Origin of the sequence: Colwellia psychrerythraea, assembly GCF_000764185.1 — a bacterium.
Taxonomy (GTDB): domain Bacteria; phylum Pseudomonadota; class Gammaproteobacteria; order Enterobacterales; family Alteromonadaceae; genus Colwellia; species Colwellia psychrerythraea_B.
The window spans coordinates 206,145-227,276 of sequence record NZ_JQEC01000004.1 but is presented as its reverse complement, the minus strand read 5'-3'; the positions used below and the strand labels follow the sequence as shown (position 1 = coordinate 227,276).

Annotated in this window: 19 protein-coding genes; all 19 read right to left on the bottom strand. The window is 39.6% G+C overall.

Annotation, left to right across the window (positions count from 1 at the left end; all coding sequences use genetic code 11):
* Positions 1–34: 34 nt before the first annotated feature.
* Entirely contained in the window at positions 35–1,564 is a 1,530-nt protein-coding gene (flhF, locus tag GAB14E_RS19245) for a flagellar biosynthesis protein FlhF (protein ID WP_033080792.1), read from the bottom strand.
* Between the two features lie 59 nt (positions 1,565–1,623).
* Positions 1,624–3,726: a flagellar biosynthesis protein FlhA gene (gene flhA, locus GAB14E_RS19250; RefSeq protein ID WP_033080791.1), complete on the bottom strand. Its 2,103-nt coding sequence runs from the start codon at positions 3,724–3,726 to the stop codon at positions 1,624–1,626.
* 142 nt (positions 3,727–3,868) lie between these two features.
* Entirely contained in the window at positions 3,869–4,999 is a 1,131-nt protein-coding gene (gene flhB / locus GAB14E_RS19255; RefSeq protein ID WP_033080790.1) for a flagellar biosynthesis protein FlhB, read from the bottom strand.
* Positions 5,000–5,782, bottom strand: coding sequence for a flagellar biosynthetic protein FliR (gene fliR / locus GAB14E_RS19260; protein ID WP_033080789.1), 783 nt, complete (start codon positions 5,780–5,782; stop codon positions 5,000–5,002). It abuts the gene before it with no gap.
* Positions 5,783–5,843: 61 nt separating this feature from the next.
* Positions 5,844–6,113: a flagellar biosynthesis protein FliQ gene (gene fliQ, locus GAB14E_RS19265; RefSeq protein ID WP_033080788.1), complete on the bottom strand. Its 270-nt coding sequence runs from the start codon at positions 6,111–6,113 to the stop codon at positions 5,844–5,846.
* A 100-nt stretch (positions 6,114–6,213) separates the two neighbouring features.
* The gene (gene fliP, locus GAB14E_RS19270; RefSeq protein ID WP_033080787.1) at positions 6,214–6,972 is read right to left on the bottom strand and encodes a flagellar type III secretion system pore protein FliP; all 759 of its coding nucleotides are present in this window, start codon (positions 6,970–6,972) and stop codon (positions 6,214–6,216) included.
* A 95-nt stretch (positions 6,973–7,067) separates the two neighbouring features.
* On the bottom strand, positions 7,068–7,631 hold the full coding sequence (gene fliO, locus GAB14E_RS19275) for a flagellar biosynthetic protein FliO (protein ID WP_231561973.1): 564 nt from the start codon (positions 7,629–7,631) through the stop codon (positions 7,068–7,070).
* Between the two features lie 7 nt (positions 7,632–7,638).
* A complete protein-coding gene (gene fliN / locus GAB14E_RS19280; protein WP_033080786.1) occupies positions 7,639–8,043 on the bottom strand; it encodes a flagellar motor switch protein FliN in 405 nt (134 codons plus the stop codon).
* Between the two features lie 62 nt (positions 8,044–8,105).
* Positions 8,106–9,170, bottom strand: coding sequence for a flagellar motor switch protein FliM (gene fliM / locus GAB14E_RS19285; protein ID WP_033080785.1), 1,065 nt, complete (start codon positions 9,168–9,170; stop codon positions 8,106–8,108).
* Between the two features lie 97 nt (positions 9,171–9,267).
* Entirely contained in the window at positions 9,268–9,828 is a 561-nt protein-coding gene (fliL, locus tag GAB14E_RS19290; RefSeq protein WP_033080784.1) for a flagellar basal body-associated protein FliL, read from the bottom strand.
* Positions 9,829–9,965: 137 nt separating this feature from the next.
* Entirely contained in the window at positions 9,966–11,990 is a 2,025-nt protein-coding gene (locus GAB14E_RS19295; protein WP_033080783.1) for a flagellar hook-length control protein FliK, read from the bottom strand.
* A gap of 191 nt (positions 11,991–12,181) precedes the next feature.
* Positions 12,182–12,625 carry a flagellar export protein FliJ gene (gene fliJ, locus GAB14E_RS19300; protein WP_033080782.1) on the bottom strand — a complete coding sequence of 148 codons (444 nt, stop codon included), beginning with the start codon at positions 12,623–12,625 and terminating at the stop codon, positions 12,182–12,184.
* A gap of 54 nt (positions 12,626–12,679) precedes the next feature.
* Positions 12,680–14,041 carry a flagellar protein export ATPase FliI gene (gene fliI / locus GAB14E_RS19305; RefSeq protein ID WP_033080781.1) on the bottom strand — a complete coding sequence of 454 codons (1,362 nt, stop codon included), beginning with the start codon at positions 14,039–14,041 and terminating at the stop codon, positions 12,680–12,682.
* 57 nt (positions 14,042–14,098) lie between these two features.
* Entirely contained in the window at positions 14,099–14,890 is a 792-nt protein-coding gene (fliH, locus tag GAB14E_RS19310; RefSeq protein WP_052093439.1) for a flagellar assembly protein FliH, read from the bottom strand.
* 35 nt (positions 14,891–14,925) lie between these two features.
* Positions 14,926–15,981: a flagellar motor switch protein FliG gene (gene fliG, locus GAB14E_RS19315; protein ID WP_033080780.1), complete on the bottom strand. Its 1,056-nt coding sequence runs from the start codon at positions 15,979–15,981 to the stop codon at positions 14,926–14,928.
* Positions 15,974–17,689, bottom strand: coding sequence for a flagellar basal-body MS-ring/collar protein FliF (gene fliF / locus GAB14E_RS19320; protein ID WP_033080891.1), 1,716 nt, complete (start codon positions 17,687–17,689; stop codon positions 15,974–15,976). Before fliF ends, fliG begins: the two co-directional genes overlap by 8 nt.
* Positions 17,690–17,875: 186 nt before the next feature.
* Positions 17,876–18,244 (bottom strand): flagellar hook-basal body complex protein FliE, encoded by a 369-nt coding sequence (gene fliE, locus GAB14E_RS19325; RefSeq protein WP_033080779.1) that lies wholly within the window; start codon positions 18,242–18,244, stop codon positions 17,876–17,878.
* A gap of 212 nt (positions 18,245–18,456) precedes the next feature.
* Positions 18,457–19,797 carry a sigma-54-dependent transcriptional regulator gene (locus GAB14E_RS19330; protein ID WP_033080778.1) on the bottom strand — a complete coding sequence of 447 codons (1,341 nt, stop codon included), beginning with the start codon at positions 19,795–19,797 and terminating at the stop codon, positions 18,457–18,459.
* A complete protein-coding gene (locus tag GAB14E_RS19335; RefSeq protein WP_231561972.1) occupies positions 19,797–21,083 on the bottom strand; it encodes a sensor histidine kinase in 1,287 nt (428 codons plus the stop codon). The genes GAB14E_RS19330 and GAB14E_RS19335 overlap by 1 nt, the downstream gene beginning before the upstream one ends.
* Positions 21,084–21,132 lie beyond the last annotated feature (49 nt).

Sequence of the window (21,132 nt, the reverse complement as noted above, 5' to 3'; positions counted from 1 at the left end):
TCTAATCATGTCTATTTAGCTAATAGCTAGCATTTTATATGATTGCGGCGGGCGCAACTGGCATTGGCCGCAATACACTAACATTGTTATTTACTGACTTAGTTGCCATCTTATCTGCAAGAGTAACTAATTTCTCAGCATTTGCAACTTTAATATCTTCTGGAACTCTTTGTCCATCAGTAAGATACCCTATTGGTAAACCATTTTGAATCGAAGTTGTAATTATTTCACCAATACTGATACTTTCATCAAGTTTAGTATAAATACAACCCGATAATGGTACTTTTTTAAAGCGATCGACGTTTTCTTGCATCACACCTTGCTGGGTATTAGCCGCTAAAACTAAATAATTCCTAATTCTTACTCGAGCGTTAGAAACTAATGCGGTTAATTGCTCAGCTAAACGCATGTCACGTTGTCCCATGCCAGCAGTATCAATTAGAATTAATTTCTTCTTAGTATATTGTTGTAACAAAACATCTAATTCTTGACTGTTCTTAGCAAGGCTTACCTGACAACCAATTATTTTTCCGTAGGTTGCCAATTGTTCAAAACCTGCAATACGGAAAGTATCAGTAGAAATAAGTGCAACCTGATCGCTGCCATGTACTTGAGAAAAACCAGCCGCAAGTTTCGCTATGGTAGTGGTTTTACCTACACCTGTGGGCCCTACTAAGGCAACGACGCCACCACGATTAATAATATCATTTTGTGTAGTATTAATTTGTTGAGCGATGAGCTGTGTTGCTTGTGACCATGCTTGCTTTTCATGAGATTGTTCAGGTACATAGCCAGCAATTTGATCTGCTATTTGTTCATTTAACCCTAGCGCAAGTAGGCGGTTTACTAAAACAGCTCGTTGTGGGTCTTTCTGAGCCATATCTTGCCACATCAAGCCAGAAACTTGATGCTCAAGTAAAGAACGAATAGAAGCCATCTCTTGTTGCATTTTCGATAAGTCATGTGAAGACACTTGCACGTCATTATTTACATCAGCAACTAAAGGGCTTGAAGTTGCAATACTCTGATAAGCTATATTTGTCGATATATTAGCACTTATATGATCATTTTCACTTTGGCTAGGGACTGAATTATTGGGTTTGGAATGAGTTAGTCGATCAGTAAAATCTTTAAGTTGCTGCTCGATAGTAACCGCATTAGCTGTTGTTTCAGCTGATTGATGAGCTTCTTGTAGATGAGCTGGTTGCTGAACTTGACGATTAAGTAATGCAGATAAGCTGTCAGCGGGAATACGTTCGCTTAAACCATCATTTGTTATCGATGCTTGAGTGCCGCCTTGTGGCTGATTTGCCTGGCCAATACTAACAACATCACTACTTACTTCTCTCGAATTTGGCGAACCTAGCTGTACTTCAGTCGCTTGAATATTATTTTGAGGAAATTCCGCAGGCGGTACTGCCTGGTTGTAATCAACCGCAGCCATTAACTCCACACCTTCCGGAATCTTTTTGTTGGACATAATAACCGCATCAACGCCAAGTTCTTCTTTTATCTGTGCTAATGCTGTACGCATATCTTTGGCAACAAAACGTCTAATTTTCATATCCAGCCTCTATTTTCGCTATAAATTACAACAATACACCAAATGATTATAACTACAGGTTATTGCCCAATGGCACTAACAATTTTAATTTGTTTATCATCAGGTACTTCTTGATAAGAAATAACACGTAAGCTCGGGATCGTATGTTTTACAAACTTAGCTAAAACGTGACGTAAAATACCTGATGTTAATAATATTGGTGTATCACCAGCCATTTCTTGCTGGTTTGCTCCTTCAGTTAATGATTTCTGTAAGCGCTCCGCTAACCCCGGCTCAATACCGGCACCATCATCTCCTGCCATTTGCATTGACTGATGCAACATCTGTTCCAATTCTGGAGCCAAAGTTATGACGGGCACTTCTTGAGCGCCACCAACAAGGTCCTGAATAATAAACTTTCTCAAACTAATGCGCACAGCAGCAGTCAGAACTTCAGCATCCTGACTTTTTGGACCATACTCAACTAGGGTTTGCACTATAGAACGCATATCGCGTACAGCTACACCTTCATTCATTAGGCTTTGCAATACTTTAACAACCGTACCTAAGGTCAAGGTATCAGGAATAAAGCCTTCAACTAACTTAGGGTAGTTTTTAGCAAGTAAGTCCAACAAGTTTTGAACTTCTTCATGCCCTAATAACTGCGCGGCATTATTGGTTAAAATTTGGCTTAAATGAGTAGCTAGTACCGTCGCCGAGTCCACCACGGTATAACCTAGTGTTTGCGCCTGCTCACGTTGGTTTTGATTAATCCAAGTGGCATCAAGACCAAAAGCAGGATCTTTAGTAGCAACACCTTCAAGGGTGCCAAAAACTTGTCCCGGATTAATAGCAAGCTCTTGGTCGTGACGTATTTGTGCACTGCCAACAACCACTCCCATTAGGGATATTTGATAACTATTTGGATCTAAGTCTAGATTATCGCGAATATGCACTGCGGGTACTAAAAAGCCAAACTCTTGAGACAACTTTTTGCGAACCCCCTTAATACGACTGAGTAGTTCACCACCTTGGGCTTTATCTACCAGAGGAATTAAACGGTAGCCAATTTCTAAACCAATGATATCAACATGATTGACATCATCCCAATCTAGCTCTTTGACTTCGTCTTCTTTTTGTTGATGTTGCGCTTGTTCATCTTGGCTTATTTTTTCTTGTTCAATTGCATTATTCGTTTTGTTTCTTGCGCCAATAAAGGCAGTTGCAGCAATAATTCCGGCAAATAAAATAAAGACAAAATGCGGCATACCGGGAATTACCCCCATAACAAACATCACACCTGCTGCAATATATAGTGACTTTTCCTGACCTAGCTGACTACTTACTTGTTCGCCCATATCTTGGGCAGTATTTTGACGAGTAACAACAATTGCAGTGCCTACCGATAATAACAACCCAGGTATTTGTGCAACCAAGCCATCACCAATAGTTAGTAAGGTATATATCTCAACAGCGCGGTCAAAAGATAAATCATGTTGTACCATCCCAATAATCAAGCCACCAACAATATTAATGAATAAGATGAGAATACCAGCAATAGCATCACCTTTTACAAATTTACTAGCACCATCCATCGAGCCATAAAAATCGGCTTCATTAGTTACTTCAGTACGGCGCTCTTTTGCTTGTTCTTGAGTAATAAAACCAGCATTCAAATCAGCATCTATTGCCATTTGTTTACCTGGCATGGCATCTAAAGTAAATCGTGCGGTAACTTCTGCAATTCTGCCTGCACCTTTAGTAACAACGACAAAGTTAATAATAATTAATATAAGAAATACCACTAAACCGACAGCATAATTGCCACCGATTACCACGGAGCCAAATGCCTCAATAACTTTACCGGCAGCCTCTGGGCCTTCATGACCTTCTAATAATACGACTCGTGTACTAGCAACATTCAGCGCTAAACGTAGAATTGTTGCCACTAACAATACGGCCGGAAAAGAGCCAAACTCTAACGGTTTTAAGGTGTATACAGTAATGAGTAAAACAACGAGGGAAAGAGCTATGTTAAAAGAGAATAAAATATCTAATAACCAAGCTGGCATAGGTAAAATAATCATACCTAACGCAGCCATAACCAATAAAGGGGTACCTAAGCCAGTTAAATGGCGTAGTTTTGATTTATCGAACTGATTAAAATAAGCGGCTAGTTGCATTACTACTTCATGATGTTTTTTTGACAGTACTGATGAATTAGCAATTCTTATACCAAAAGATGAACTATCTCTCTTTGGCAAGGTTTTAATGAATAATATTGCTACACTATTACAATAAATTCACTTTATACCAATATTTTTATTAATATCTAAAATCTTCGGGAATTGGTAATTCTTTTGCAACAGGAATAGGTTTTTTAGCGTTGCCTTTTTTATGTTCATTAAGTTGAAAAATAAACGCTAAGACTTGAGCAACCGCAGCAAATAACTCTTCCGGAATATCATCACCTACCTCGGCGGTATAATAGAGCGACCGAGCTAAAGCCGGTGATTGAATTATTTCAATTTGATGCTCTTTAGCGATAGTACGAATATGTAGTGCCATTTCATCTACACCTTTTGCTGACATAACTGGAGCACCACCTGCCGCTGCATCGTATTTTAGCGCGATTGAAAAATGCGTTGGATTCGTTATCACCACATCAGAATCAGGAACGTCTTGCATCATGCGTCGTTGTGACATTTCATATTGAGTTCTACGAATACGTCCCTTTATTTCTGGACTACCTTCACTACTTTTATGCTCATCTTTAATTTCTTGTTTGGTCATTTTTAATTGACGGTTATGATTCCAAACCTGATAAGGCGCATCAATAATAACAATAATACCAATGGATAAAGCTAACACCAGAAACATCCACAGTAACATGGTGGTGGCATGTTCAAAATTAGCAGGACTGGTTTCCCGACTTAAACCTAAAATTTCTTCAAATAAACCACTGAGTAGTAAAAAAGCTACGGTGAAAACAACAAAAAATTTTAAAATAGATTTAATCAACTCGACCGCAGCTTGAACGCCAAACATCCGTTTAAATCCGGCTATAGGGGATAGTTTACTTGCTTTTGGCATCATCGCCTCCCACGAAAAACTCATGCCACCAAGTAAAGTATTACCAACAAATGCTGCTAACATAACGATAAAAAAGATCCACATTAATGGGGGAATGATCTGGTAGACACCATCGTTTATCACTTTAAAAAGCGCATTAACGTCCATAGCTTGTTCACGGCTTAAGGTAAACATATGGCTCATCATATTTGCCATTGACGCTGCTAATGCTTTGCCCATAAGTAACATAGCGCAGGCACTGCCCACCAATACAAAAAAGGTACCTAAATCTTTGGAGCGAGCAATTTGGCCTTTTTTTCGGGCGTCGGTGAGTTTTTTCGCCGTGGGCTCTTCACTTTTTTCACCGCTATCAGAATCAGCCATTTATGCCATCTTACAATCAATGAGGTAACAGCTAAAATCCAGTGCACGTTGCCACTGCAATTCAAAATGAGTAAAGAAGTTACCAAAAGTTAGCCACATAATAAGTAAACCGGCCATCATGGTGATAGGAAAGCCAATAGCAAAAATATTTAGTTGCGGCGCAGCTCTGGTCATAATACCAAAAGAAAAATTAATCAATAACATTGCGGTGATCGGCGCTAAAGCAAGAGATAACGCGGTAGCAAACATCCAACTGCCCCACTCAACAATTTCTCGATATTTAATACTTGATAGGTGTTCAGTGGGAATTGGAAGGGTGTCAAAACTAGCGACAACAAACTGCAAATAAGCTAAGTGTCCATCCATTACCCAAAAGAGCAATGAAGATAAGATCAGGAAAAACTGCCCAATAGCGGGAACATTCATACCACTGGCAGGATCAACTAGGGACGCAAAACCTAGGCCTGATTGCATGGCAATAATTTGTCCAGCCAAAGTAAATGTATTAACTACCATAACGGTTACAAAGCCAATCATAACGCCAATAATCATCTGCTGCCCAAGTAATATTGCCGTAGTAATAGACATTAAATCAATATCTTGTACCGGTGGGATTGCAGGCAGAATAGCAAAAGTAATTGAGAAGGATAAAAACAGCTTTACCCGCCCTGGAATAGTTTTGGCGCTAAAGCCTATCATAGTCATAACTAATGCAGATATACGACTAAATGGCAAAATAAAGTCTGCTACAAACTGATTAATAACAGCGGCTGTAAATTCCATGACTAAGTACCGATAACAATTGTTTTAATAGCCAGAACTAGAAATAACACAAAACTAACCATTAAATAATAACACTGGGAATACTAGAAATGAGACGAATGGTATAATCCATCACCTTTTGTACCAGCCAATGACCACCTATAATTAGCGCCAATAAGGTAACAATTAATCTTGGTAAAAAGCTTAATGTTTGTTCATTAATTGATGTCGCTGCTTGAAATATAGCAACCATCAACCCCACAGCAAGGCTAGGTAAAATAATAGCGCAGACTAATATAATAACGAGTAATAAAGCGTCGCCTAACATATCTACATAGATTTCAGGTCCCATAATTTACTCTCTTTTTACCCTATTTATTAAACACTATATTTTAAAATACAAATAAAATATGACTAAAACGCTATTGCCGTATTAATAACTTAACATCAGACTAACTACCCATACCATAACTGGTAGCGATAGTACCAATCACTAGGTTCCAACCATCAACCAAAACGAATAACATCAATTTAAATGGTAAAGATACAATCATAGGCGATAACATCATCATACCCATTGCCATCAATATACTGGCAACAACCAAGTCAATGATCAAAAAAGGAATAAATAATATAAAGCCTATTTGAAAGGCCGTTTTTAATTCACTGATGATAAAAGCTGGGATTATTACCGTCATTGGTAAATCGGTTGGTTTATCCACCGATTCAATACCAGCCATGCCTGCTAATGTATCAAGGTCTTTAACACGAGTTTGCTCCAACATAAAAGCACGCAGTGGTATTTTGCCAAGATCGATGGCCTCACTAGAAGTCAGCTGCTCAGATATATAGGGTTGAATGGCGGTTTTATCTATTTGATTATAGACTGGCGTCATAATGAACAATGTCATAAACAGCGTTAAACCGATAATGACTTGGTTAGATGGTGTTTGCTGAAGACCAAAAGCTTGTCGTAAAATAGCCATTACTACTACTATTCGGGTAAATGATGTCATCATGATGACAGCAGCAGGAATAAAGCTTAGCGCCGTCATGAAAATTAATATTTGTAAATTTACCGAATACTCTTGCGAGCCATCAGGGTTGGTAGTGAGCTTTAATGCTGATAATGATAAGTCTTCGGCAAAAGCGCCAAAGCTCACACTGAGCATAGATATAGCTATGATGATGAAGAACAAAATTCTTTTCATGGTTCCCTGAGCTTCCTATATGTAAACCTAGTTTATAACCCGAATTGCAATTAATTACCCTGAAAGTTCTATCTGGTTATTGACCATAACTCTAGTTACGACCTTTTAGCTGATAAAAAGGATAATATGTTTTTTGGTAAATCCCCAGTCGTGATATTCTGGCTGACTAATGGCTCAGATAATTTATCTAACAAGGTGATTTTCCCAGCGGTGACCCCTAGTAATAATTGCTGCTCTCCCACTTGTACTACCATAATTCGCTCTTTGGTACCTAACGATAAGCTGGTTATCACTTTAAGCTGACTAATACCTTGCTGAGTAAATTTAAAACGCTTGAGGACAAAAGCACAGATAATAATTAATGCTAAAACCATTAGCAAAGATAAAATCATACTACCGGCATTCATATTAGACCTAACATGTTTTCCCACCTGAGGACTGTTCTCAGCAGTACTCTCTTGCTCAATAACCTCTGTAATTGCTACGTTTTGACCAGAGCTATTTTCAGTAACAATATTTTGCCCAGCAATACTGTTTGTTGTATTGCTTTGTGCTAACGCCGCCCATGACAGTAGATAACAACAGGTAACCAAAAATATGCGCATTGTTTTTGTTGTCATTGATTGAATGTTTTTGAACCTGCTACGGGTAACGTTCATAGTTGAGCTACTTTAATTTTTTAATACGTTCTACTTGGCTAACAACGTCGGTCAACCGAATACCGAACTTATCATTAACCACAACCACTTCACCATGAGCAATTAAAGTGCCATTAACTAAAACATCGAGTGACTCACCCGCTACCCGGTCTAATTCAACCACTGAACCTTGGTTCAATTGCAATAAATTACGAATACTGATATTACTGCGGCCAACTTCCATAGAAATGGTTACTGGAATATCTAAGATAGCATCTAGTTTACGCTTTTCCTCTCCGGTAATCGGCGCCTCATCCTCGGTTAACTCTTCAAGTTCAACCGTTTCTGCACCTTCACCTGCGACTCTTGCTTCGGCTTGCTCATCTAGCGCCTCATCCCACATACTCAGGTCTTCGTCTTTATCGTTACTCATACCACTGGCCTCAATTTATAATTTTATTCAAATATTTAGACTTATTTTATTCCCAAAACAGCTTATAAGTCGTCTTCGAGCAGATGCAGCTCTGCATCACTATCAAGGCGTTTACCACCTTTAGTTAAAATAGTTAATTCAGACTTGGCCGATTCAGGTCGTCTAATTTTAGATTCAATTTTCAAAGCTATATTATCTCGGCTTCGCCCTAACTTAGCTCTAAACGTGGGTAAGTCTTCAATGAGTACAGTAATATGCTCTGGCATTTCAATAGGGATAATATCCCCAGCTTGCAATTCCATGATTTGACTTAATGGAAGATCAACCTCAATAAACTTAGTATTAATATTTACGTGCACACCCATTATTTCATCGCGTAATGCCTTTGACCAACGCATATCAGTGTCTTCTTTATCACTTTGTACGCCGGCATCTAACAGTTCACGAATAGGCTCGAGCATCGAATAAGGTAACGCAATGTGAAAATCACCACCACCACCATCTAATTCAATATGAAAAGAGCTGATAACAACCACTTCCGTAGGGCTAACAATATTGGCCATTGAAGGGTTAACTTCTGAGTCTAAGTATTCAAAAGAGACATCCATAACGGGTGACCAAGCTTCTTTGTAATCTTCAAAAATAAGCTTTAGCAACATTTGAATTATTCGGCGCTCTGTCGGGGTAAATTCGCGGCCTTCTATTTTGGCATGATAACGACCATCACCACCAAAAAAGTTATCAACAAGGATAAATACCAAACGAGCTTCCATAGTGATTAACGCAGTACCTTTTAACGGACGAAAACGTACCATATTCAAACTAGTGGGGACAAACAGGGTATGTATGTACTCACCAAACTTAATCATTTGAATACCATTAATAGAAACTTCAGCTGTTCGGCGCATCATGTTGAATAAACTAATACGCATATGGCGAGCAAAACGTTCGTTGACCATTTCCAAGGTAGGCATTCGGCCACGGACAATACGATCCTGTGAAGAGAAGTCATAATCAGAGGTGCCATCTTTCGATTGCACGACATCCTCAACTTCTTCTTCTTCTTCAACATCATCAACGCCATGTAATAAGGCATCAATCTCGTCTTGGGATAATAAATCACTCACTCGATAGTCTCTTTATAATTTTCTATTTAAGTATCTATTTAAACGTTAAGTTAGCATGACTTTAATATTGTTAGCTTCTACAGGCATGCAAACTTAACTACTGCATGACAAAACCTGTGAAGAGAACTTTCTCTATGGTTTTATCACCTTCTATATCTGTCATTATTTTCTGTACTGCAGCTAGTGATTTCTGTTTTAAAGAGGTTTTTCCAGCACTAGTTGCCAAGTCATCGGCATTGGCTTGAGAGAATACTCCCAGCAAAGTACTTTCAATTAATGGAATATGCATTTTTGCATTTTCTTCATTATCGCCACCACGAACTAATAGTTGTACACGTATTTCGACAAAACGATCGCGTGCAGCACCTGGTACATTGAAACGAAAGGGTCTTGGCATTGGTACATACAAGGCGGAACCTAATTGTGCACCGGCATCTACTTCAGGCGCTGCAGCCTCACCTGAATCACTGTCTAACGCAGCATCAATATCTGTTTGACTTGTGGCTTTGTCACTGCCCCCCATAAAGAAGAAATAACCAGCCCCAGCACCACCGAGTAAAACTACCACGGCAATTATGATGATTATCATCTTTTTCTTTTTACCTGAGTTGTCTAGCTCCAACTCACCTTCTTTAGCATTTTCTTTTTCGTCTGCCATGAGAATCCTTTAGATTTACCGCCAAAACAATCAAATTAATAGTGACTAATGAATGACATAGTATTTATTGTTAGACTATATCCTTGAATAGTCTTTGAGCCAATGTGTTTTCATCAACTTAACTTCATTTTAGCCAATTAAGCATAGTAATCTACGCCAGTTGCAGAAGAATCGAACAACCGAGCCGATAAAACATGTTCGACATTATCCGCGCCTTCATTTTCGCTAGCTAACAATGATGCGTTATCATTATTTTGCTTCATATTATTTTCATCATTACTTTGTTGCTGACTTTGTTGCTCAACATTTGCGCCACCAACATCAACACCTTGCTCAGCAAGCATTTCTTTTAATTTGTGCATATTTTCCTCTAGCGCTTCCTTAGCTTGCTGGTTTTGTACGACGAAATTAACTGCTGCTTGCTCACCTTGTAAATTAACACGTACCTGCATATTGCCAAATTCAGGGGGATCAAGGGTAATATCAAATTGTTGTAATTTCTGATTGATCATTATCATCACTTTATCTTTTACTGCATCGGCAAAATCTTTTCTAAAGATGGCAATGGTTTCTTGCTGAAGTTGAACATTGCTTTTTTGGATCTGAGCAATATCGCTAGCAACATTATGATTAAGCACTTCAGAAACTTGATGTTCACTATAGGCATCATTACTTTGCTTGTTTTGTGTGGCTTGTATCGATAGTGCTTGTGCCTCAGCTACCGATCGAGTGGCTGTATTATCAAGCTTACTGACTGTTTTGACGCTCTGCTCTAATGGTGTATCTTCAGCCATTAACATAGCATCTATAAAGTCCTCACCAGCATTTTCTACCGACTCTGTTTCGCTAACTATCGATTGAGTTTTTTGTTGCGCCTGAGCTTGTTGTAATGCCTGCACTTGTGCACTGCTCATCACTGGCTGCTTTTCCTGTCCTTGCACAGACTGGGCCTTGGTTATGTTTTCGGCCAAAAGAGAGACAGCTGAATTTCGCTCTGTTATGACTTTATCTATATTGGCTTTACCTGGTTGCAAATCACTAACATTACTAACCTGTGCAGTTTTTGGCTCACTCTTGCTGGTTTTGTTATTTACCGCCTCCACAGCATTTTTAGCGATTTTACTCTCTGCAATTTTTACCTTGTCACTTACATCTGTTGCCAATTGACTATTACTTTTAGTCGCCAGCTCTTTTAGTAAAGTGGGTACTTCTTCATCCATTAATTCTCCCTTACCAATAGGCTCAACAGGGAGCTGGTATAACCCAGAATCTACTTGCTCAGTAAATTGGCTTTTACTTGCTGGTGAAATACTTGGAGCTAAATCAGATATTTTATTATTAAGCTGTCCATTTACCCGCTGAGTATTCATTAACTTCTCGCTAGTAATACTTTGATTTTTAACAAGACTCTGCTGTGACTGCAATGATTGTTGATAATCTTTTAGCACTTGACCGCTAGCTTGCTGGGTTACAGCACCTTCTTTTAACTGTGCTCGGATAAGTAACTCATCTTTTGAAAAGGCCTTAAGCTTATGATCAAAGGTCATCTCTGCAGAGTTTCGACCATTTGATTTGCCATTTTCATTAGCCTCTACACCGTATTGATTAACTTTACCTCTAGTTTCAACAACATCCTCAGTATCAACCACCACTGTTTGCTTATTAGCAGAGTTGGCTGTTTTTACTTGATCGGACTGCTTTGACCTATCAAGTGTATTCGTTAACGTCTGATCGCTATTATAAAGCAGAGAAATAAACTGTTCAGACTCCGTTAATGCTTCATTGTTAGGAGAGTTTTCACTATCACTTGTGTTTTCTTGGGCGTTATTTGAGGAAGTATTCTCAGCACTTTCTGGGTTGGTATTACCTTCATCGCCAGTACTATCTTGAGCCGACGAGTCACTTTCTTGGCGGCCACTTAGTTCACCCGTGTCATTTTTGTCGCTTTCAGCAATAGTATTACCATTATTTGCCGTCGTTGATGTCACTTGTTCTTGGGAATATTTATTAATGGTTGTTTTACTTTCTTCACTAACATGTTGTTCAACTAAGCGCGAAAAGCCATCATCTTTATCCTGCCCATCAGAAGAGCCTAAATAATCTTTAGCTTTTGAATCAGTATCTTGCGATATAAAAGTAGGTAACACATTTACTGGCTGCATAGTCATCCCAATAGTTGAATTTAGCTAAAATAATAAAATTATCACGGCACTGCTTTGCTGTTAATCGCCTGAGTGTATTTAGATATTCGCTGTTGTAGCTATTTAATAGCACTTTATTAATTATCTATTAGAGAAATAGAGCAATAATCATTCCAGTTACTAAGTTTTAAACTTATTTTGTTGGAAGACGACTAACGCACAGGTCGACGAATGTATTGCTGTGTGGCTATTTCATCAAACATTTTTTGTTCTGCTCTATCTGCTGCGACAGCTATTTTTTTCAAGCGTTTATCGCGTAATAACTCAACCGCTTTTACTTTTTGTCGTTGTTTAAGCCAGATACTTTTACTTTGCTCAACCAGTGCCTTGGCTTGTCGCATAGCTATTTCCACCTGCGCTGAAGCGGTATCAAGTTTGGCGATAAAGGCATGATAATGACTGTAAGTCGCGCTATCTAAGCCCTGCTCTGCTCGTTGACTTAATCGTTTCATATATTCTAAGCGGTAGTCGGCAACCCCCTGCAAGCGGGTAATATTTTGTTGATATTCATTTTCGGCAACTTTCAATTGATCGGCACAGCGTTTTTCGTTGTCTAGCTCATATTTTAAGATTGTGTCAAGTTGCTTCGTTGCCATAATAAGTACTCTTTAAGTCGAACTTTTAATAGATATTTTAGATCTGTATTAAGTCTAGCCCTGTGTTTGCTGTTGATTATGGGCATGTGCGGCAGCAATAATTTCTTGTAGCTGGGCAATGCTTTGATCATAAGGGATAACTTCATTAATTTTTTGTTGTAAAAAGAAGTTAATCACTGGCAATACATTAATTGCCTGATCAATACGCGGGTCGTTACCCTTGGTATAAGCACCGATAGCGATAAGATCTTTGTTTTGCTGATAAAGGGCATACATTTGTTTTAACTGTTTGGCTAATTCTTGATGGTCGTCACTTGTTACCATAGGCATAACCCGTGAAATAGAGCCTTCAATATTTACTGCGGGGTAGTGCCCAGCATCCGCTAACTCTCGAGATAACACCACATGTCCATCTAAAATAGCGCGCGCAGCATCGGCAATAGGGTCTTGTAAATCATCACCTTCAGTTAACACTGTATAAAATGCGGTTATCGAACCTTGTCCTTCGCCGCCATTGCCAGCACGCTCAACAAGCTGAGGTAACTTTGAAAACACTGACGGCGGATAACCTTTAGTTGCTGGCGGCTCACCTACTGCTAAGGCAATTTCACGCTGTGCTTGGGCATAACGCGTTAAGGAATCAAGTAATAGCAGTACATTTAAACCTTGATCACGAAAGTACTCACTAATTTGTACTGCTGTTTCACAACCTTTAAGACGCATTAGCGGTGAGTTATCTGCTGGTGCTGCGACTACTACCGCCCGTTTAAGACCTTCTTCTCCTAAAATTTCTTCAATAAATTCTTTTACTTCACGACCACGCTCACCAACTAAACCAACAACGACCACATCGGCCGTTGTACCACGAGTCATCATCCCCATAAGTACACTTTTACCCACACCTGAGCCGGCAAAAAGCCCCATGCGCTGACCTTTACCAATACTGATAAAGCTATTGATCGAACGAACACCAACATCAAGTACTTCAGTAATTGCTCGGCGGGATAATGGGTTCATTGGTTTGTTATCAGCATGATAATCGTTATCTGACTTTATCGGCCCTTTACCATCAAGTGGTTTGCCAACACCATTAATTACTCGGCCGAGTAAGTCCATAGATAAAGGTATTTTTGCTTTACTAGAAATGGGCAGGACTCGCGCGCCTGGCATAACGCCACGCAGGCTTTCTTCTGGCATTAAATAGGTAATATCTTGAGCAAAGCCAACAACTTCAGCCAGTAAATCGCCATGCGCAGTTTCGACTAGGCACTGACTACCAACATGTGCTTTGACGCCAACAGCCTCAAGTGTTAAGCCTACTACACGCACTAAGCGGCCGGCAACTGGAGCTTTGAAATCATGAATAAATTGTTGACTGTTTTTAAAGCGTTCAGTTAAACGTGAGCTATCAACCATAGATTGGTTTACCTTAAAATAAAAATTTCAAACTAAAAAGTATCAAACTCTAATAGGTTAGGAACTTTGATGTAAAGCTTCCTGCAAGAAAGGTTCGAGCACTTGCTTTAACCTTGCTTTCATTTGCAAGTCGATATTTGAGGTGCTGTTTTCTATTTGACAACTACCTTGAGGTAATTGAGGTGCAGGTAATAAACGCCAACCTTGCTGGGCAATATGTTCCCCGCCAAATTGAGCTTCTACTAATTTAATGTCGCTTGGATTTAAACATATTTGTGTTTGTGCGTCATTACTAGGCAAACTTTTAATGCCTGTCGTGATTGCCGTCATTAAAATATCAGGATTAGTTTTAGCTTCATGCAATACTACAGCTTCTGTTAACTGTAAAACCAAATTCAGCAGCTGCTCTTCGACATTTTTTTCAACACTAGCTAGTGGTTGGTGTAATTGTGTAATTAAGTTTTCCCAGTTAGCACTTTGTTGGTCAATTTGTTCCTTTCCTTCAGTTAACCCTTGCTCAGTACCTTTTTCAATACCTTGCAGTTTCCCTTCTTCAAGCCCTTTAGTTTTTCCTTCTTCATAACCTTTAGTAAAACCTTCTTCTTTGCCTTGATTAAAACCTTCTTCGCTGGCAGCTAATCGAATGTCTTCAATTTCTTGAGCGGTTAGTGGTTGAGGCTCTGCTTCTTGGGGCTCTGGAGGTTCGTAAACCCAATTACTTTTTTTTCCGAAGGCATTAGTTTTATTTTTATCTTGTTGACTCAGTTGCCCTTGGACATTGGGTAAATCCCAAACATCTGTGGCCCCCTCTGACGACGCTTTTATTATACGGATTGGTACTTTTGACATTAATATCCCCTTAACGACTCTATGCTAATCTCATATTATAAAAACTCATCGCCGCCGCCGCCGCCGCCAAGCATAATTTCACCGGCGTCAGATAACCGCCTAGCAACTGACAATATCTCTTTTTGCGCAGCTTCCACTTCGCTGATGCGAACCGGTCCCATCGCTTCTAAATCATCAGCCATCATTTCCGCGGCACGTTTAGACATATTACTCATTATCTTATCTTTTAATGCTTCATCAGTGCCTTTTATCGCTTTCATTAAGGCTTCTTGTTGTACTTCACGTAAGATTGCTTGCATGCCACGGTCATCAACATCGGCAAGGTTTTCAAAGACAAACATTAAGTCTTGAATTTGCTGACTCATTTCTTCATCGTTTTCACGGATTGAGTCCATCAACATACCTTCAACATTACTCTCTAGGTAGTTCATAATATCAGCTGCCGCTTTTAATCCACCCATTTTAGCTGCTTGTGCACCGGCTTGACCAGCGAACTGTTTCTCCATAATCTCATTTAGTTCTTGCAAGGCGGCCGGTTGGACTTCTTCTAAATTGGCAATACGCATCATTAAATCTAAACGAACTTTATCAGTGAATTGACCCATGATCTCAGCTGACTGCTCTGGTTCAAGGTATGATAAAACAATAGTTTGAATTTGAGGATGCTCATTACGAATGATATTGGCTACTTGTTTCGAGTCCATCCACTTCAATGAATCTAAGCCCTTAGCGCCTCCACCCATAACGATTTGGTCAATTAAATTACCCGCTTTATCTTCACCCAATGCTGCTGTTAACGCTTTTCGGACAAATTCTTCACTTTGGAAGCCAATAGTAGAGAAGTTTTGTATTTCATGAATAAACAGTTTGTGCACGGCAGTGATTTTTTCTTGAGTAAAATCCTGCATTGCCGCCATAACAGTACCCACTTGCTGTACTTGCTTTGGTTCAAGGTGCTTTAAAATTTGTGCCGCATCCTCTTCAGATAAGCTAAGCAATAAGATTGCCGCTTTTTCAGCACCTTCTAATTTGTCTACATCAAAGCCTACTGGGGCTGCGGCTAATTCGCCGACTTCTTGTTCATCACTCATCTTCGTTCAACCAACTTTTCACTACTTGCGATGATAATTCTGGCTCATTTGCGACTAAGGCACGAACCGCTTTTAATACATCTTCATCTCGATGAAGATCAGGTAACTGTAAACTGCCATCTGGTGCAAAACCTACTGAGCCAGCATCAAAATCTGAAGTTAACATGTCCATGGTTTCATCACCTAAATCAATATGACTATCTAGTGACTTATCACCATAATCATCTGGCGTTTGATCTGGGTAAATTAGACGTTTCAGCATAGGGCGAACAACCGCTAAAATCAAAATAATAATAACCAAAGCACCTAGTACTAATTTTAGTACTTTAACAAACCATGGTTGTTGCCAAATAGGTAGTTCTACCGCTACACCAAAATCTGGGCGATTAAATGGAATAGTAACTACTTCTAAAACATCACCACGCTGTAGATCAAAACCAACACTGCCTTGTAATAATCGACGAATACTAGCAAGCTCAGCAGCCGAACGCGGTGCTATAGCCGGTGTAGTAGAATCTGCAGTTCCTTCAGCAGGAGCGGTCGTAGCACCAGCAACATAATCAAGCGCCACTGAAACACTTACCCGTCTGATTATACCCGCCTGTTGCTTGGTATGACTAATTGCTTCATCTAGCTCATAATTTTTAGTCGACTCTGAATGCTTACGACTTGGCATACTTTTCTTTTGACCGCCAACAGCATCTTCAGGTATTACTGACTCTACCGGTGGCTGGTTAGTTAACGCACCTGGAATACCGCCTAATGCACCACCTATATTGCTGGTTTCAACAGTCATTTCACTGCGCAATGCTGGTAAGTCGGCGTTATAACGGCGCTGTGTTTCCTCTACATTGGTAAAGTCCATGGTAACATCCACTTGCGCGGTATAGTTACCAAGTCCAACCACTGGAATAAGAATACTATCAATTTTATTCATGTACTCTTGTTCGCGCTTTTGCTCAATTTCAAACTCTTTACGTGAACGAGATGAAATAGAATTTTGCGAACCAGAATTAAGAAGTCGGCCATTTTGATCGGTAACCGTAACGCGGTTTGGGATTAAGCCTTGTACTGCCGATGCTATAATATCAACAACTGCATCAACCTCTTCGTCAGATAATATCTTACCTCGACTCATCGTCAATACAACAGTAGCTGAAGGGTTCTTTTCGCGACGAGCAAAAATATTTTCACGTGGGATGGCCAGTAAAACTTTAGCACGGCTAATACTTTGTAACTGCTCTACTGCTTTAGCAAGTTGTTGCTCTCGGCCATATTTTAATCTTTCTCGTTCAAGACGTTGGCTAACGCCAAAGCCCATATCTTTCATTAGAATATCTTCACCTTGTGAAGGTTCATCAGTTAAGCCTTCGCGAGCCAATAATAATTTAATGTTTTGATATTCATCGGTAGGTACTGAAATGGTGTTGTTTTCTTGACGGTACTCCACTTGATTAGCATCAAGGAAGTCCATAGTAGTAATCAGCTGCTTGGTAGGTAACTTCGACAAGAATCGATACTCGGGTTCATTAGCCAACATGATAACAAATACCGCAATAGCCAAACAAATAGTTAAGGCTACAACGATGGTAATTTGTCTTAATATATCAACATTGCCTAACGAGGCAGCAAATCCTGACTTTTGCTCTCCCATTCCCGCGCTGTCAGCTTCGCTGGCAAGTATATCACCACCATCTGCTGTAACCATTGCGTTTGTATCTGCCACTTTACTTCTCCATTGTACTGTTTTTATAAGGTATTTTATTGACGAGTAATACCTATAATTCTGTTATTTAGTTGAGGATAAACCATCAAGGACAAGGCACTTAAATAAGAAATAGCTAGCTATTACGATTGAAAGTAAGAAGCTATTGTTACATTTAGACCTACTAAATTAGACTGGCATGCTCATTATTTCTTTATATGCTTCAACAAATTTATTTCGTATTTGCACGGTAGCATCCAAAGCGATACCTGATTTAGATGAAGCAATCATAACCTCTGCAAGTGTAACGTTAGAGTCGCCCATTTCGAATGCTCTTTTTTTATCACCTGATTCTTTCTGTAATTCATTAACACTTTTTAACGCATCGGTAAGCATACTGCCAAAGTTACTCGTTGAATCGTTAACCTTACCAATACCGTTGTCTGCAAGACCATTAACACCCATGGCATCAGTGCCAACTGGAGGTAATTTATTACCCATAGCTTGTAGTGACATATTTTGCATTTGGCTATAGAGAGAGTTGCTTTTGATATCCATGGTGCGCTCACTTTTGTCAATTTTTTTACGTTATACAAGGGTTATCAGTGAGGTTGCAAGCATAGTGCCAAAGCGTTATTTAGTTTAAAAATGGTGGGAGATACGACCAAGCAAAACAAAAAATAATTTAATATTAACTTTACTTTGCTTGAGATACATCAAATGAAAAGGGTTATAACTTAAGAAATATTAGTAATAAAAGGTAATATATTTTAGGCCGGAATCTCTATGCCTGAATCACGCATTTTCGCAATTTTATAACGTAAAGTACGTGGGCTTATACCTAAACGTTCAGCAACAGCTTTGCGGCTTCCCTGACAAGCATGCAAGGTATCAAGAATAATCTGATGCTCTTGCAATTTAAGTTCACTGCCAAGTTTATCATCACTACAACTAACGTCTTCAGGCTCTGTTAATAATGCGGTATCGAAATTCTCAATCAGTAAGTCGCCGGCATCAATAAGCTGATCGGTATGTAAGATTAGTGCTCGTTGAATAACATTATCTAATTCACGAACATTGCCAGGCCAGTGGTAAGCATTAAGCTTACTGCGCGCGGCAGCTGTAAACTCAGGAATATTATCGCCATTATTTTGACAATGACGGGCAACTAAATGTTGTGCAAGCACAAATATATCATCGACCCGCTGAGCTAGCGGTAACCACGAAAGCGGAAAAACGTTCAAGCGATAGTATAAGTCTTCTCTAAATAGGCCGTCCTTTACCGCGGCTTTCAAATCCCGGTTACTCGTAGCAATAACACGAACATCAAGACTTATTGTCTTTCTACCGCCTAAACGCTCTACTTCACGCTCTTGTAGCACCCGCAAAATTTTTGCTTGTAGACTTAAGTCCATTTCGGTTATTTCATCAAGTAAAATAGTACCGCCTTGAGCCTGTTCAAATTTTCCTGGACAAGCCTGAATTGCACCGGTAAAAGCGCCTTTTTCATAGCCAAATAATGTTGCTTCCAGCATATTTTCAGGGATTGCTGCACAGTTAATAGCGATAAAGGGCTGAGCACTTCGTTTAGAGTGATTGTGTACGTATTGCGCTAGCACTTCTTTTCCTGAGCCACTTGGGCCCAAAATCATTACAGATGCAGCAGTACTAGCCACTTTTTTAGCTAAAACAAGTAAATCTAACGAACGCTTGTCTGCGACAATCGGATCCTTTTTATTAACCGTTTTTAGCGGAATGTATTGGCTGACCATATTAAGAAGTACTTGTGGTGCAAATGGTTTGGCAATATAGTTACAAGCGCCATCTTGCATAGCTTGTACAGCATCATCAATAGTGCCGTACGCTGTCATTAATAACACGGGTAAATTCGTGTGCTGACTCTTAATACTTTTAAGTAAAGACAAGCCTGACATACCGCCCATTTGAACATCACTAATAACAATATCAACTTGTTGTTTTTTCAACTCTAATAAGGCCGCCTCACCAGAATCAGCCTCAACACAGTCATAACCTGCTAATGATAGAGTATCCACCAAAGCTTCACGTAAACCCGCATCATCTTCAACAATCAGAATTTTATGTGTAGTCATTAGCTCTCTCCCATTAGGGTATTACCCATCACATTACCCTGCTCTAATAAAGGCAAGGTAATAACAAAGTGTGCGCCTGTATCAGTTTGGTTTAGCAAGCTAACCTCACCTTGATGAGCATTCACCACTGATTTAACAACAGATAAACCTAGCCCAGTGCCTTTGCTGCTGGAGGTATAAAATGGTTGAAAAATTTTGTCGATAATCTTAGCGTCAATTCCTGGACCATTGTCCTTAACGCTAAGGTATAACTGACTGCCTTGACTATACACTTGGATATTAATCAAAGGTTGAACGGCACTCGCACCATTACTAGCTGACAATGTGCTTATGGCTTGTAAGGCGTTGTGCAATAAATTTTGAATAGCCCCTGTTAAGGCACTTTTATTCGCTAAAATATGAAGATCACTGCCCGATAGCTGAATTTTGACTTTAACCCCTGCTTTAGTTAACAGTGCATCCATTGAAGCAACCGTATCATCAATTAACTCATTTACGGCTAGAGGAGCAACAACTTGCTCCTTACCGCTTTTAGAAAACAGTAACATATCATTTACTTGCTGCTCTAAATCGTGCAAGCGATCATTGAGTTTACTTTGAAACTTAAGGCGAGCCGTTTCCGCTAATTTAGCACTTGCTAAGTTTTCGCCATACAATATAGCTGCAGATAGAGGAGTACGAATTTGATGAGCAAGGGTAGATACCATTTTCCCCAGTGATGAAAGGCGCTGCATTTGCGCTAACTTATCTTGTAATAAACGTGTTTCGGTTAAGTCAGTTATCATGATTAGCTGACCAGGCTGTGCGCCTAAACTGGTAATTTCTAACTTGACTCGACGACCATCTTTAAGTGAAATCTCGTGCCAATCATCTTCCCGTGGATTAAATGAGCGAGCGATAACGTTAAACCAAGGTTGGCCCAGTATAGGCTCATCAAGTAGGTTTCTCGCTACTTGGTTTATCTTCACCACAATACCATTACCATCAAGCATTACTAAGCCAGTTGGCATGACCTCTATTAGCTGATCTGCTAACAAACTATCATTTACGCTTGGTTTATCTGCAATCGAAGTTTGAAAGGAGCTAACATTTGACACTGCAAGTGGGGAAAGTCGATGTGCTTTATTTTGAGTTACTTGCGCTCTTAAAGCAGCTAACTCACCAGGAAATCCTTCTTGCTCAAGTAAAGAAGGCTTATTCTCCCGTGCAATATTAGCAGAGTTAAATACTGAATTTGCGCTTCGCTCTCTCATTGACGAGCCTGAGGTAGGTATTGCTTGTGCCATAACTTGTGCCATACATAGGTACTCAAAAAACTATCTAGTACTTATAAAG